The sequence below is a fragment of the Pseudomonas sp. Tav-5-1A genome, from assembly GCF_055755055.1.
Genome location: NZ_CM146901.1, coordinates 5,257,468 through 5,271,475, shown reverse-complemented (window position 1 = coordinate 5,271,475; position 14,008 = coordinate 5,257,468). Strand labels below are relative to the sequence as shown.

The window sequence follows — 14,008 nt, the reverse complement described above, 5'->3', positions numbered from 1 at the left end:
GCGCCCGGAAGGCTCTGGCGCGGCGGCCTGCCCAAAATCGGGCAGCCCCGAAACCACGCCCCAAAAGTGGGCAATCAGCTCAGCAGGTCTTGCAGCGTAGCCAGACTATCGGCTTCTTCCACCGGCTTGTCATGCCGCCAACGCAACATGCGCGGAAAACGTACGGCAATGCCGCTTTTATGACGTTTTGACAGGGCAATGCCCTCGAAACCCAGCTCGAACACCAAGGTAGGGCGCACGCTGCGCACCGGGCCGAATTTCTCCACCGTGGTCTTGCGCACGATGGCGTCGACCTGGCGCATTTCCTCGTCGGTCAGCCCCGAGTAGGCCTTGGCGAACGGCACCAGGGTGCGCTCGCTGGCTTCGGGCGGGCCGTCCCACACGGCGAAGGTGTAGTCGCTGTACAGGCTGGCGCGGCGGCCGTGGCCGGCCTGGGCGTAGATCAGCACGGCGTCGACGCTGAAGGGGTCGACCTTCCATTTCCACCAGGTGCCCATGTCCTTGGTGCGGCCCACGCCATACAGGGCGTCGCGGGCCTTGAGCATCATGCCTTCCACGCCCAGGCGCCGCGACTGTTCGCGCAGGCGGGCCAGGTCCAGCCAGCTCTCGCCATGCAGCAGTGGCGACAGCTGCAGCACAGGCGCCGCCGTGGCCGCCACCAGGCGCTCCAGCTCGGCGCGCCGTTGCCCCTGGGGCCGGCTGCGCCAGTCGTGGCCCTGCCATTCCAGCAGGTCATAGGCCAGCACCACCACGGGCACCTCTTCCAGCAGCTTCTTGCCCAGGGTCTTGCGGCCGATGCGCTGCTGCAGCAGGGCGAACGGCTGCACCTGGGGCTGGGCGTCGGCTTTCCACACCACGATCTCGCCATCGATGACGGTGCCGTCGGGCAGGCTTTGCTCCAGCGCCATCAGCTCCGGGAAGCGTTCGCTGACCAGTTCTTCACCGCGGGACCAGATCCACAGGCGGCCGTCGCGCTTGACCAGTTGCGCGCGGATGCCGTCCCATTTCCACTCCACCTGCCAGGCGTCGACCGGCCCCAGCAGGGCGTCGAACTGGTCCACTGGCTGCTGCTGCGAGTGGGCGAGGAAAAACGGGTAGGGCTGGCCGCCGCGCTGGGCGTGTTCGTCGGCGGATTCAGCGGCGATCAGCGTGCGGTAGCTGTCGGCGGTGGGCCGGTGGGACAGGTCGGTGTAGCCCACCAGGCGCTGGGCCACGCGCTTGCTGTCGATGCCGGCCAACTGCGCCAGGGCGCGGGTTACCAGCAGTTTTGACACACCCACGCGGAAGCTGCCGGTGATCAGCTTCAGGCACACCATCAGGCTCTGCCGGTCCAGTTGCGCCCATAGCTGCGGCAGGCGCTCGGCCAGGGCCTCCGGCGGCAGGCCGCGCAGGGGCAGCAAGGCTTCTTCCACCCACCAGGCCAGGCCCTGGTCGCTGCTGTGGGCGGTTTCCGGCAGCAGCAGGGAAAAGGTCTCGGCCAGGTCGCCGACGGCCTGGTAGCTTTCCTCGAACAGCCACTCGGGCAGGCCACTGGTGTGCACTGCTATGTCACGCAGCACGCGGCTGGGCACCAGCTGGCGCGGGCGGCCACCGGAAAGGAAATACACCGCCCAGGCGGCGTCGGCAGCATCGGCCTGGCTGAAGTAGGCCAGCAGTGCGTCGCGCTTGGCGTTGGTGGAGGTGGTTTCGTCCAGGCGCCCATAGAGTTCGGCAAAGGCTTTCATGCGCTGGCTTGCTCCTCGTCTTCATCGCCGTACTCGGTGGTAAAGCCTTGGGCGTCCAGCCCCAGGTCGCGCAGGTAGCGCACCAGCACCGCCACCGAGCCGTGGGTGACCATGACCCGTTCGGCGCCGGTCTGCTCGATGGCCCACAGCAGGCCGGGCCAGTCGGCGTGGTCGGACAGCACGAAGCCGCGGTCCACGCCGCGCCGCCGGCGGGTGCCGCGCAGGCGCATCCAGCCGCTGGCGAAGGCGTCGCTGTAGTCGCCGAAACGGCGCATCCAAGTGCTGCCACCGGCCGAGGGCGGGGCCAGGATCAGCGCCTGGCGCAGGGCCGGGTCGGTCTTCTTGAAGTCGCCGGCGTACTGGGTCTGGGGAATGTGGATGCCGCCCTCGCGGTACACCCGGTTCAGCGGCTCGACGGCCCCGTGCACCAGGATCGGGCCAATGCTGGCGTCGATGCCGTGGAGGATGCGCTGGGCCTTGCCGAACGCGTAGGCGAACAACACGCTGGCCTTGCCGGCTTGGGCGTTGGCCCGCCACCAGTCATCTATTTCGGCGAAGATCTCCCGTTGCGGCTGCCAGCGGTAGATGGGCAGGCCGAAGGTGGATTCGGTGATGAAGGTATGGCAACGCACCGGCTCGAAGGGCGCGCAGGTGCCGTCGGCCTCCACCTTGTAGTCGCCGGACGCCACCCACACCTCGCCCTGGTATTCCAGGCGCACCTGCGCCGAGCCCAGCACGTGGCCGGCCGGGTGGAAGCTGAGGGTAACGCCGTGGTGCACCAGGCGCGCGCCGTAGGCCAGGGTCTGCAGGTTGATGTCGGCGCCCAGCCTGGCGCGCAAGATGCCGGCGCCGGGGCTGGCGGCCAGGTAATGAGTGTTGCCGGTGCGCGCGTGGTCGCCGTGGCCGTGGGTGATCACAGAGCGTTCCACGGGCCGCCAGGGGTCGATGTAGAAATCCCCGGGCGGGCAGTACAGGCCTTCGGGGCGGGCAATGACGAGGTCCATGGGCGGCGGCCTGTGGCAGGGGGCTTAATCGTCAGAGGCTGCGCCGCCGCCGGAAGTTCGCTAATTGTGCGCGTTTGCGTAGGGACGTGACTGAGGGTAGGTTGGAGGTTCAAATCACTGAGGATGGCTGCCATGAACCTGCGCTGGATAACGGTTCCGCTCTTGATGCTTGCCGCCAGTGGGCCAGTGCTGGCCGCCGATTGCCCGGAACTGCTGCAAGGGCAGATGACCAAACTGCGCGGCAAGGAGGCCATCGACCTGTGCCAGCGCTTTGCCGGCAAGCCGCTGGTGGTGGTCAACACCGCCAGCTACTGCGGCTTCGCCCCGCAGTTCAGCGGGCTGGAAGGCCTGTACATTCGCTACAAGGACAAGGGCCTGGAAATGATCGGCGTGCCGTCCAATGACTTCAAGCAGGAGGCCCAGGACAGCGCCGAGACCGCCAAGGTCTGCTACGCCAACTACGGCGTCACTTTCACCATGACCCAGCCGGCGCCCGTGCGCGGTGCCGACGCCACCCATTTGTTCAAGGTACTGGCGGAGCAAAGTAGCGCGCCCAAGTGGAACTTTTACAAGTACGTGGTGGACCGCCAGGGCAATGTGGTGGCGAGCTTTTCCAGCATCACCAAGCCCGACGACCCGGACCTGATCGCCGCGGTGGAAAAAGCCATCGCCTCAAAACCCTGAGGCATGAAAAAACCCGCCGAGGCGGGTTTTTTCGTGCTGCAGGTACGTGAATCAGAAGCGGTAGGTAATCGAGGTACCGAAGCCGCTGGCGCTGTTCTTGTACTTGGAGCTGTAGGCCAGCTTGGTAGCCGACACTTCGTTGATCTTCACGCTCTCTTCCCACAGGTAGGAGTAGGCGAAGTCCAGGGTGATGTTTTCCACGGGGGTGTAGCCCACGCCGAAGCTGACGGCCTGGCGGTCGCCGGTAGGGATGCGTGGCGAACGGTCGACGTTGTTGGTAGGCGACTGGTCAACCGAGTAACCGGCGCGCAGCACCACTTCCTTGTTCAGCTGGTAGGCGGCACCGATGGCGTGGGCCCAGGTGTCGTGCCAGTTCTGCTCTTCGGTGATGGTGCTCAGCGAGCCCGACAGCAGCGCGGGCACGCCTTTGTTCTCCACGGTGATGTCTTTCAGGCGGCTCCAGCGGGTCCAGGTGCTGCCGGCATACACGGTCCAGTCGTCACCCAGCTTCTGGGTCACGGAGAAGTCCACGGATTCCGGGGTGTCCAGGTCCAGCGAGGCATCGTAGCTGTGGCCGCTCAGGCCCAGCAGGCTGAAGGTGCCGCCGGTGACCTTGGTGTCGCCGTCCAGGTGGTAGTCCACCTTGGAGTGGTAGGTCAGGCCCAGGCTGGTGGTCGGCGTGGCCTGCACCAGGATACCGGCGTTGAAGCCGATGGCGGTGTCGTTGCCGTTGATCTTCACCTTGCCGTCGTTGGTGCCGGGGGTGAAGGAGTTGGGCACCATGGAGCTCAGCTCGCCGTCGATGCGGTTGATGGTCGGGCCGAAACCGATCGACACGATATCGTTGAACGCATAGCTGACGGTAGGCTGGAAGGTCATGACCGAGACCTTGCTCTTGTTGGCGTAGTAACGGCCAGCGAAGTCGCTGTGGTAGTCGGTGATCAGGCCGAACGGCACGTAGAAGCCGACACCGAAGGCCCAGTGGTCATCGATTGGCTGTACGTAGTAACCCATGGGCACGGTAGTCACCGGCACCATGTCGCCACCCTCTTTGCCCCCCAGGGTGGCCTTGGTGTCGCTGATGTCGGTCTTCGCGTCAATCACGGCCGCGCCCACGGTGGCTTGGGCTTTCTTGAGGCGCGACATGCCGGCAGGGTTGCCGTAGATGGTGCTGGCGTCATCGGCAGAAGACGAACGGCCGGCGAAGCCGGTGCCCATGCCGCTGATGCTGGTTTCGTTGATGGCAAAGCCACTGGCGAACAGCTGGGTAGAGGCGAGTGCGACGGCGATGCTGATTGTGGTCTTGAGCATTACTTTTTTCATTATTAGAACTCCATGTGATCACCGAAGCGAAAACTACCAACATTTTCGCCGCGGCGCTATAGCCCGTATCGCAGGAGATAGAGCGGTTTTGTAGGACAATCCGACCAGGCTGGAAGCTTATAAGCTGGCGTTATGCCATGATCTTCAGCTGGCTAATCTGTCAGTAACGGTGATGCAGCTTGCCCAGGCGGCGGTGAAATCCCTTAAACGACCCTGGGGTTGGAAGGTTTGGCGCCATATTCTGGCCATGCCGATAACATCATCGGCCTGTGGCAAGGGCGTTTTCTGCTCTTCGATCAACAGCCAGGCAATAGCCGTGGCGTACCGAAGGTTGACGGTCAATTCCTGATGCGGGCCACTTAAAAAAGCATGCTGGCTGGCGAGCCCCCTCACGAGGCTGGCCAAATCGGGGTCCAGGGCCAGGTAATGGTCCCACAAGGCCTGGTGGCGCAACGCGCCGATGCGGTACAGGCCGTGGCCACGACGATCGTGCAGGGCGGTGCCCAGGGCCGATTGGCTGGCCGCCACGCCCAACAGCAAGGCCTCGGCGGTAGCGCAGTGACGGCCCAGGTACAGCAGCGTCGGGCGTATCACGTACTGGCTCAATTCCCGTGCGGCGATCCCCATAAAACCCTTCGACCTCTCTGTCTGGCCGACGGAACCTGGGTGCTTGGCAGCAGTGAATCGGATGGCTCCGCCGGAAGCGGCTTGGGGCCGCTTGAATTGAAGTGTAGTGTCATATTTGTGCTGTAAAGGGCTGTTTTTAAATTATTTGCCCGTTTGAGGTGGCGGCGCATATGCCCTCAGGTGATAAAGAAACCGGCTTGCAGCACGTAGCAGCAACTGTCTTGTGGGAGCGGCCGCAGGCCGCGTCCAAGGCGCCGCGCTGTTCCCGGCACACCGCGATGAACCCGGCCGCCGCCTTCGGCGGCTGCTACAGGGCGCATAAAGTGATCACCCATAAAAAAGCCCCGCTCATGGCGGGGCCTTGGGTGCAGCCTGGGCGTTTTAGGCGACCAGTGCCTGGCGCGTACGGTCGATCACGGCCTGCAGCGGCTCGGCGCTGGAGTATTGCTCCGGGTACAGGCGTTCGCTGTGGCGGGCAATACCGTGCTCGTTGACGACGGTGAAGCTGAAGCAGCCTTTGCGAGCTGCCATGATCAGGCAGTTCAGCGGTGCGAAGGCGTCAGTCAGGGTGCGCATGGCGTCTTGGGTATGAATAGTGTTCATAGTTATTGGATGTTCCTGCAAAAGACACGGATATGATCCGTGCACACTAAAAACGTTCCAGTAACGCGGGCCACCATTGGCCGGACGAAGAACCTGACTGGAACAAAGCAGCCAGTGTGAGCGCATTTAAAATGTGGCGCTTGGGCTGACCGGTAGGTACTTAGGAGGACAGGCAACACACCGGGGCAAAGGTTCGCTGCCCGTGGGTGAAGATCCTGATCAATCAGCAGGTTGGTTAGGTCAGAGTAAAGAGGCTTGTCAGCGATGCCTGGCGTTGGCCACGGCTCGTGAAGTGTTTACCTGGAAACCATCGAGTAGGTCGGGTCCGCTGTTTCAGCAGGGGGTTCGCTTTGCTGCGAACGACGTGCTGGAGGACTGTGTCGACCAGAAATTGACTTTCAGCTTGGTACTAACAGTGGCAAGCCTAACTGATAGCCTGGGTGACTTGCAAGTGTTTTTTCAATTCACCTGCTGTATCACCGGCGGCCCGGGGTGCACCCTTGTGCCTCAGATCAGCAGCAGACCAGTTTGCCTACAAAAACTCGCCCTGTGAAGCCCCTGAAGTCGCTTTTTCGCGCCCCACGCTTGACAGGGAGTACGAAAATGGTGCGGCCCCGTGCCTCCATTCAGGGCGGTTGTACACATGTGGCAATGAAACCGTCATGTCCCTGCAAACGCCTTGCCGAAAGTTCCCCTACGCCGCATTGAAAATTTAAGTCAATGAAAAAAAACGCTTTTTTTAACTGGTGAAAAAATCGACAGTTTGACTGGAGGCCCTATTCTACAAGGGTTTGCGGGCGGGGAAGGGCGGTTGTCCACTGACTTATCCACAGCTTCTGTGGATTGTCCCGAGCGCTTGCTCTAGCACGGGCGTACCCGGATATTTCATGTTTCTTACCAAGTCGCCAGCGGATTTTGTCAATGGTGGGAGGGGGTAAAATTTCATCGGCCGGGCGCTGATATTTTTTTTTCCAACCGATGCAAAAACGTGCGGCTATCGCCCGACCGGAGGCATTCACCTGTACGGGTTTGCCGCCAGTCGTCGCTTCGCTCAGACTGTGACCTTTGTTAGAACGCGGTGGAATTTGAAATGGCATTTGACATCACCAGCCTGTTGCTCGGCCTGCTGCTGGCGGGGGCGCCGAGCCTGGCGCTGGCCTGGGGCATACAGCGTCGCCTGAGCGCCTTGAGCGCCGAGTCGGCGCTGTGGCAGGAGCGCCTGACCACCGCGCAATTGGCCCAGGACGGCCTGAGTGCGCAGCTCGATGCCAGCCGCGACGAGGTCAGCGACCTGTCCCAGGCCAACGCGGTCAAGCAGGCGGAGCTGGCGGCCCAGGGGCGTGAGCTGGACCTGCTGCAGATCGAGCGCGACAACGCCCGCGATGCCGCCCACGCCTGGAATATCGAGCGCAGCGGCAAGGAAGGCGAGTTGCGCCGCCTGGATGCCCAATGCGCGGCGTTGCAGGCCGAGCTGCGCGAGCAGCAGGACAGCCACCAGCAGCGCCTCACCGACCTGCAGGGCTCGCGCGACGAGCTGCGGGCGCAATTCGCCGAGCTGGCCGGGAAAATCTTCGACGAGCGCGAACAGCGCTTCGCCGAGACCAGCCAGCAGCGCCTCGGGCAACTGCTGGACCCGCTGAAGGAACGCATCCAGTCGTTCGAGAAGCGCGTGGAGGAAAGCTACCAGCAGGAGGCCCGCGAGCGCTTCTCCCTGGGCAAGGAACTGGAACGCCTGCAGCAGCTCAACCAGCGCCTGAGCGACGAGGCCACCAACCTCACCCAGGCCCTCAAGGGGCAGAAAACCCAGGGCAACTGGGGCGAGCTGATCCTGGAGCGCGTGCTCGAGCATGCGGGCCTGGAGAAGGGCCGCGAGTACCAGACCCAGGTCAGCCTCAAGGGGCCCGACGGCGAGCGCTTCCAGCCGGACGTGCTGATCATGCTGCCGGGCGACAAGCAGGTGGTGGTGGACTCCAAGGTCAGCCTCACGGCATACCAGCAGTACATCAGCGCCGATGACCCGGCGGTGGCGCAGACGGCGCTCAAGCAGCACGTGCTGTCGCTGCGCAACCACGTCAAGGGTTTGTCGGGCAAGGACTACAACCGGCTGGAAGGCTTGCACAGCCTGGATTTCGTCCTGCTGTTCGTGCCTATCGAGGCGGCGTTCTCGGCGGCGTTGCAGGCCGAGCCCAACCTGTTCCAGGAGGCCTTCGACCGGCAGATCGTCATCGTCAGCCCGACCACGCTGCTGGCCACCCTGCGGGTGATCGACAGCCTGTGGAAACAGGAGCGCCAGAGCCAGAACGCCCGGGAGATCGCCGAGCGCGCCGGCTGGCTGTACGACAAGTTCGTGCTATTCATCCAGGACCTGGACGAGGTGGGCAACCGCCTGCAGCAGTTGGACAAGGCCTACAGCGCGGCGCGCAACAAGCTCACTGACGGCCGTGGCAACCTGGTCAGCCGCACCGAGCAGCTCAAACTGCTGGGCGCCCGCGCCAGCAAGAGCCTGCCGGCCGACCTGCTGGAGCGCGCCATGACCGACGCCGAGGGCGCCTCACTGCCGGCTGAGGTGCCGGTTCAGTAAGGCACGCAGCGCCGCCGGTTTCACCGGCTTGGCCAGATAGTCGAGGCCGGCGGCGTGCACCTGGGCCAGTATCTCGGGGCGGCCGTCGGCGCTGATCACCATGCCCGGCAAGGGCGCGCCCAATTGCGCGCGCAGCCAGGCCATCAGCTGCGGGCCGGTGTCGCCTTCGTCCAGGTGAAAGTCCACCAGCGCCAGGTGCGGGCGCATGCCCTGGGCCAGCAGCTGGCCGCAAGTGGCGCGGTCGCGAGCGGTGAACACCTGGCAGCCCCAGCGGCTGAGCAGGCTGTGCATGCCCATGAGAATGCTGTCCTCGTTGTCCACGCACAGCACCTGCAGGCCGGTGAGGTCCTGGCCCTTGCTGGCGATGGCGGTGACTGGCGCGCTGGTTTCGGCGGCCGCCAGCGGCACGCGCACACTGAACACGCTGCCTTTGCCCGGCCATGAGCGCACCTGCAGGCTGTGGCCCAGCACCCGGCACAAGCCGTCGGCAATCGCCAGGCCCAGGCCCAGGCCCTTCTCGGCGCGGGTCTGGTGGCTGTCCAGGCGCTTGAACTCCTCGAAGATCACCTGCAGCTTGTCCTCGGGGATGCCCGGGCCACGGTCCCACACCTCCAGGCTCAGGGCGTCACCCTGGCGGCGCACGCCCAGCAGGATCGGGCTCTTGCCGTAGCGGAAGGCGTTGGTCAGGAAGTTCTGCAAAATACGCCGCAGCAGCTTGATGTCGCTGTTCACCCGCAGCTTCGACGAGCGCAGGTGGAACGCCAGGCCTTGCTCCTGGGCCAGGGCTTTGAACTCGGCGCCCAGGGTGTCGTACAGGTCACCCAGGGCGAAGGGCTTGCTGTCCGGGGTGATCTTGCCGTTTTCCAGGCGCGAGATGTCCAGCAGGTCGCTGATCAGGTCCTCGGCCGAGCGCAGCGAGCTGTCCAGGTGCTGCACCAGTTGCTGCGCTTCGCCGGACAGGCCGTCGCCCTGGTGCGACAGCGCCGCCGAGAACAGCCGCGCAGCGTTCAGCGGTTGCATCAGGTCATGGCTGACCGCGGCCAGGAAGCGCGTCTTCGACTGGTTGGCGGCTTCGGCGGTGTTGGTGGCCTGGGTCAGCGCCTGGTTGAGCTGCGACAGCTCGTGGGTGCGCTCCGCCACCCGCTGCTCCAGGCTCTCGTTGGCGGCGGTCAGGGCCTGTTCCGCCTCGCGGAACGCGGTAATGTCGGTGAAGCTCATGACGAAGCCGCCGCCGGGCATGGGGTTGCCGATCAGCTCGATCACCCGGCCGTTGGGGAACAGCCGTTCGGAGGTGTGCGCACGGCCCTGGCGCATCCAGTGCAGGCGGCGCGCCACATGCACCTCGGCCTCGCCGGGGCCGCACAGGCCGCGCTCGGCGTTGTAGCGGATGATGTCGGCAATGGGCCGCCCGACGCTGATCAGGCCGTCGGGGTAGTTGAACAGCTCCAGGTAGCGGCGGTTCCAGGCCACCAGGTGCAGCGACTGGTCGACCACGCTCACGCCCTGGCTGATGTTCTCGATGGCGCCCTGCAGCAGCGCCCGGTTGAACTGAAGCACTTCGCTGGCTTCGTCGGCGATCTTGACCACATCTTCCAGCTGCATGTCGCGGCCTTCGATGGCCGCGCGCACCACCGCACGGGTCGAGGAACTGCCCAGCACGCCCGCCAGCAGGCGTTCGGTGTGGGCGATCCAGTCGTTGTCGGCGCTCTGGCTGGGGTCGAAGCCGATGCCCTGGCGGTAGGCGAAGCGGATGAAGCTCTGGCGCGCCCGTTCTTCGCCGACGAAACGCGACGCCAGGGTCAGCAGGTCTTCGATCTGCACCGACAGCGGCAAGCGGCCGCCGGGGCGGGCGCTGGTTTCCTGGCCGATGAAGCGGCCGGCCTGCCAGTGCTCCGAGACCCGCGTGCGCGACAGCGCCGAGACCCAGGCGAAGAGGGTGAAGTTGCCAGCGAGCGACAGCACCACGCCCAGGGTCAGCGGCGTGATGGGCAGGCCCATGGCGTCGTCGTGCAGCCAGGCCAGGCCCGGGAACACATGCAGCGACAGGCCCAGGCTGTGGGCCGCCAGTGGCAGCACCAAGGTGTAGAACCACACGAAGGTGCCAGCGGCAAGGCCGGCGAACACGCCGCGGCGGTTGGCTTTTTTCCAGTACAACGCCCCCAGCATGGCCGGCGCCAACTGGGCCACGGCGGCGAAGGCGATCTGGCCGATGGTGGCCAGGCTGGCGGTGCTGCCCAGCAGGCGGTAGCTGACGTAGGCGAGCAACAGGATCATCACGATACTGATGCGGCGCACCGACAGCATCCAGTGGCGGAACACCTCGAACGGCCGCTCGGCGCTCTGCCGGCGCAGCAGCCACGGCAGCAGCATGTCGTTGGAGACCATGGTCGACAGCGCCACGCTGGCGACGATGACCATGCCGGTGGCGGCGCTGGCGCCACCGATGAACGCCAGCAGCGCCAGGGCCGGGTGGGATTCGGCCAGGGGCAGGCTGATCACGAAGGAATCGGGAATTACCGAGCTGGGCAGGCGCAGTTGCCCGGCCAGGGCGATGGGCACCACGAACAGCGCGGCCAGCACCAGGTAGGCGGGGAATACCCAGCGCGCCAGGCGCAGGTCCTGGGGCTCGATGTTCTCCACCACGGTGACGTGGAACTGGCGGGGCAGGCAGATCATCGCCATCAGCGCCACGCCGGTCTGCACCACCATGGACGGCCAGTTGATGGTCTCCTGCCAATAGGTTTCCAGGCGCGGCGCCAGGCTGGCCTGGCTGAGCAGGTCGTCGAAGCCATCGTACAGGCCGTAGGTGATGAAGGCGCCCACGCCCATGAAGGCGAACAGCTTGACCAGGGCCTCGAAGGCGATGGCCAGGACCATGCCGCGGTGGTGCTCGGTGACGTCCAGGCTGCGGGTGCCGAAGACAATGGTGAACAGCGCCAGCACCAGCGACACCACCAGGGCCGTGTCCTGCACGCGGGTGCCGCTGGCGTCGGCGCCGGCACCGATCAGCAGGTTCACGCCGAGCACGATGCCCTTGAGCTGCAAGGCGATGTACGGCAGCACGCCCACCAGGCAGATCAGCGCCACCACCACCGCCAGCGATTGCGACTTGCCGTAGCGGGCGGCGATGAAGTCGGCGATGGAGGTGATGTTTTCCTGTTTGCTGATCAAGATCATCTTCTGCTGCACCCACGGCGCGAACACCATCAGTAGCACCGGCCCCAGGTAGATGGGCAGGAACGCCCACAGCTGCTCGGCGGCCTGGCCGACGGCGCCGAAGAAGGTCCAGCTGGTGCAATACACCGCCAGCGACAGGCTGTACACCCAGGCGCGCAGGCGCGGCGACAATGGCGTGGCGCGCCGGTCGCCGTAGAAGGCAATGGCGAACATGACGGCCATGTAGGCCAGGGCAACCGCGGCGATCAGCCCGCTGGACAGCGACATCAAAGGCTCCGTTGCAAAGGAAGGGCCCCCGTAGCAGCGGCCACAGGCCGCGTCACCGGCGACGCGCCGGGGCAGGAAGACCGGGTGGGCCAGGACGCGGCCTGGCGGCCGCTGCTACGGGGTAGCGTGGTGCGTTCAGTCTCGCATGGCGCGGGGCAGCGCGTCAGCGGCGACGAAGGTCGCAGGCCAGGCTCAGGTCCACCAGCTCGTGCATCTGCTCGATGCTGGGCGCCGATTCGGCGAACAGGATGCGGTACACCACCGGGGCGACGATCAGGTTCAGCAGGTGGTCGGCATCGGGCGCGGTGTCGCCGCGCAGCCTGGCGCGCTCGATGATGGTCTGCAGCTGGCCGCGCAGCACGGTGGCGCACTGGAACGAGCAGCCGCTGGCGATGAAGTCGCGCATCATGTTGCGCCCCGGCTCCGAGTTCATCTCGTCCAGGTACTGCTCGGCCCAGGCCAGCAGGTCGCCGCGCAGGGTGCCGGTGTCGGCAGGGTCGCTGTCGGGGCGCAGGCGCGCCAGGCTGACGTCGGCCAGCAGCGCGGCCAGCTCGCCCCAGCGCCGGTAGATGGTCGACGGGGTGACGCCGGCGCGGCTGGCGATCAGCGGCACGGTGAGGGTGTCGCGCTCCTGCTCTTGCAGCAGGGCGCGGACGGCCGCGTGTACGGACTCTTGCACACGGGCACTGCGGCCGCCCGTGCGAATACCTTCTTTGATAGCCATGCATGTACCTTAACACAAAGCGTTTGCTTTAAGCGCGAAGCAGGTGCAGACTCCACTAACGCAATAAATTAGCTTTACGGAGCCCGCCATGTCCAACGTCTTCTCTGCGAGAAACAGCCTGGCCTACCTCTCGGTGGTGCTGCTGACCTTCCTGGCCGCCTCCAGCGCGCCGACGCCGCTGTACCATCTGTACCAGGAGGCCTGGCAGTTTTCGCCGGGCATGCTGACGATGATCTTCGGCGTCTACGCCCTGGCTCTTCTGGCAGCGCTGCTGACTGTGGGCGCGTTGTCGGATTATATCGGCCGGCGGCCGGTGCTGCGCATGGCGCTGGTGCTGAACATGGTGTCGATGCTGGGCTTTATCTACGCCCGCGACGTCAATTGGCTGCTGGCCGCGCGCATCCTCCAGGGCTTCGCCACGGGCATGGCCACCAGCTCCCTGGGCGCTGCGCTGCTGGACAACGACCGGCAGAAAGGCCCGCTGCTCAACAGCCTGGCGCCGCTGCTGGGCATGGCGCTGGGTGGCCTGGGTAGCGGCCTGCTGGTGCAGTACGCGCCCATGCCGCTGAGCCTGGTGTACATCGTGCTGCTGGTGCTGCTGGTAGCGCAGGCGGGTTTGCTGGTGTGGCTGCCGGAAAGCGTCAGCGCCCAGCCCGGCGCGCTGGCGTCGCTGCGCCCACGCCTGGCCGTGCCCGCCCAGGCCCGCGCGGCGGTGTGGCGCATGCTGCCGGTGAACACCGCGGTGTGGATGACCGGGGGCTTCTTCCTGTCGCTGGCACCGTCACTGGTGCGCGCCGCTACTGGCGCCACCTCGAACCTGATCGGCGGCGCGCTGGTGGCAACCCTGACCCTCAGCGGCGCGGCGGCGATCTATGCCCTGCGCGCCAGCGCCGCTGACAAGGTGCTGCGCCTGGGCACCGTGCTGCTGCCCATCGGTGTGGCGCTGGTATTGGTGGCGGCCAGCCAGCAGGTGCTGATGCTGTTCTTCATCGGTGCGGTGATCGCCGGCGCCGGTTTCGGCACCGGCTTCCTCGGCTCGGCCCGCAGCGTGCTGCCCCTGGCCCACGCCCACGAGCGCGCCGGGCTGATGTCGACCTTCTACGTGCTCAGCTACCTGGCGTTCTGCGTGCCGGCCATCCTGGCGGGTTTCCTGGTGCGCAGCGTTGGCTTGCTGGCCACCAGCGAAGGCTACGGCCTGCTGCAGATTGCCCTGTGCCTGGCCGCCCTGCTGGGCATGTGGCTGCGCCGGGATGCGCGAGCTATATCTGCATAATCGATGACCTATAGCGAAACT

General features: G+C 65.5%; 10 protein-coding genes. 3 read left to right on the top strand and 7 right to left on the bottom strand.

All coding sequences use genetic code 11. From position 1 onward, the window contains the following. Positions 1–74: 74 nt before the first annotated feature. Positions 75–1,724 (bottom strand): ATP-dependent DNA ligase, encoded by a 1,650-nt coding sequence (locus AC0J42_RS24175; RefSeq protein ID WP_473004205.1) that lies wholly within the window; start codon positions 1,722–1,724, stop codon positions 75–77. Next, complete coding sequence (locus AC0J42_RS24170; protein ID WP_473004203.1) at positions 1,721–2,728, bottom strand: ligase-associated DNA damage response exonuclease; 1,008 nt, start codon at positions 2,726–2,728, stop codon at positions 1,721–1,723. The genes AC0J42_RS24175 and AC0J42_RS24170 overlap by 4 nt, the downstream gene beginning before the upstream one ends. A gap of 132 nt (positions 2,729–2,860) precedes the next feature. Between AC0J42_RS24170 and AC0J42_RS24165 the strand changes: the two genes are divergently transcribed. Then, on the top strand, positions 2,861–3,412 hold the full coding sequence (locus tag AC0J42_RS24165; RefSeq protein WP_416426362.1) for a glutathione peroxidase: 552 nt from the start codon (positions 2,861–2,863) through the stop codon (positions 3,410–3,412). Between the two features lie 51 nt (positions 3,413–3,463). On the opposite strand, the gene AC0J42_RS24160 is transcribed toward AC0J42_RS24165, so the two are convergent. The 3 genes from AC0J42_RS24160 to AC0J42_RS24150 form a co-directional block, all read right to left on the bottom strand. Further along, positions 3,464–4,735: an OmpP1/FadL family transporter gene (locus AC0J42_RS24160; RefSeq protein ID WP_416426361.1), complete on the bottom strand. Its 1,272-nt coding sequence runs from the start codon at positions 4,733–4,735 to the stop codon at positions 3,464–3,466. A 144-nt stretch (positions 4,736–4,879) separates the two neighbouring features. After that, positions 4,880–5,362: a hypothetical protein gene (locus AC0J42_RS24155; protein ID WP_416426360.1), complete on the bottom strand. Its 483-nt coding sequence runs from the start codon at positions 5,360–5,362 to the stop codon at positions 4,880–4,882. Between the two features lie 381 nt (positions 5,363–5,743). After that, positions 5,744–5,965: a hypothetical protein gene (locus AC0J42_RS24150; RefSeq protein ID WP_027977204.1), complete on the bottom strand. Its 222-nt coding sequence runs from the start codon at positions 5,963–5,965 to the stop codon at positions 5,744–5,746. Between the two features lie 1,204 nt (positions 5,966–7,169). Here AC0J42_RS24150 and AC0J42_RS24145 point away from each other — a divergent pair. Further along, positions 7,170–8,546 (top strand): DNA recombination protein RmuC, encoded by a 1,377-nt coding sequence (locus AC0J42_RS24145; RefSeq protein ID WP_416427453.1) that lies wholly within the window; start codon positions 7,170–7,172, stop codon positions 8,544–8,546. On the opposite strand, the gene AC0J42_RS24140 is transcribed toward AC0J42_RS24145, so the two are convergent. Then, positions 8,517–11,990 (bottom strand): hybrid sensor histidine kinase/response regulator, encoded by a 3,474-nt coding sequence (locus tag AC0J42_RS24140; RefSeq protein WP_473004198.1) that lies wholly within the window; start codon positions 11,988–11,990, stop codon positions 8,517–8,519. The two genes, AC0J42_RS24145 and AC0J42_RS24140, sit on opposite strands and share 30 nt — an antisense overlap. A gap of 163 nt (positions 11,991–12,153) precedes the next feature. Further along, complete coding sequence (locus AC0J42_RS24135; RefSeq protein WP_416426356.1) at positions 12,154–12,714, bottom strand: TetR/AcrR family transcriptional regulator; 561 nt, start codon at positions 12,712–12,714, stop codon at positions 12,154–12,156. 88 nt (positions 12,715–12,802) lie between these two features. Here AC0J42_RS24135 and AC0J42_RS24130 point away from each other — a divergent pair, with 88 nt between their 5' ends. Next, positions 12,803–13,987, top strand: a complete 1,185-nt coding sequence (locus AC0J42_RS24130; RefSeq protein WP_473004195.1) for an MFS transporter — start codon at positions 12,803–12,805, stop codon at positions 13,985–13,987. The last annotated feature ends 21 nt before the right edge of the window (positions 13,988–14,008 follow it).

Coding starts and splice junctions, on each gene's coding strand:
- AC0J42_RS24150 (WP_027977204.1), bottom strand. CDS start 5,965: ATGAACACTATTCATACCCAAGACGCCATGCGCACCCTGACTGACGCC.
- AC0J42_RS24160 (WP_416426361.1), bottom strand. CDS start 4,735: ATGAAAAAAGTAATGCTCAAGACCACAATCAGCATCGCCGTCGCACTC.
- AC0J42_RS24165 (WP_416426362.1), top strand. CDS start 2,861: ATGAACCTGCGCTGGATAACGGTTCCGCTCTTGATGCTTGCCGCCAGT.
- AC0J42_RS24170 (WP_473004203.1), bottom strand. CDS start 2,728: ATGGACCTCGTCATTGCCCGCCCCGAAGGCCTGTACTGCCCGCCCGGG.
- AC0J42_RS24140 (WP_473004198.1), bottom strand. CDS start 11,990: ATGTCGCTGTCCAGCGGGCTGATCGCCGCGGTTGCCCTGGCCTACATG.
- AC0J42_RS24155 (WP_416426360.1), bottom strand. CDS start 5,362: ATGGGGATCGCCGCACGGGAATTGAGCCAGTACGTGATACGCCCGACG.
- AC0J42_RS24175 (WP_473004205.1), bottom strand. CDS start 1,724: ATGAAAGCCTTTGCCGAACTCTATGGGCGCCTGGACGAAACCACCTCC.
- AC0J42_RS24135 (WP_416426356.1), bottom strand. CDS start 12,714: ATGGCTATCAAAGAAGGTATTCGCACGGGCGGCCGCAGTGCCCGTGTG.
- AC0J42_RS24130 (WP_473004195.1), top strand. CDS start 12,803: ATGTCCAACGTCTTCTCTGCGAGAAACAGCCTGGCCTACCTCTCGGTG.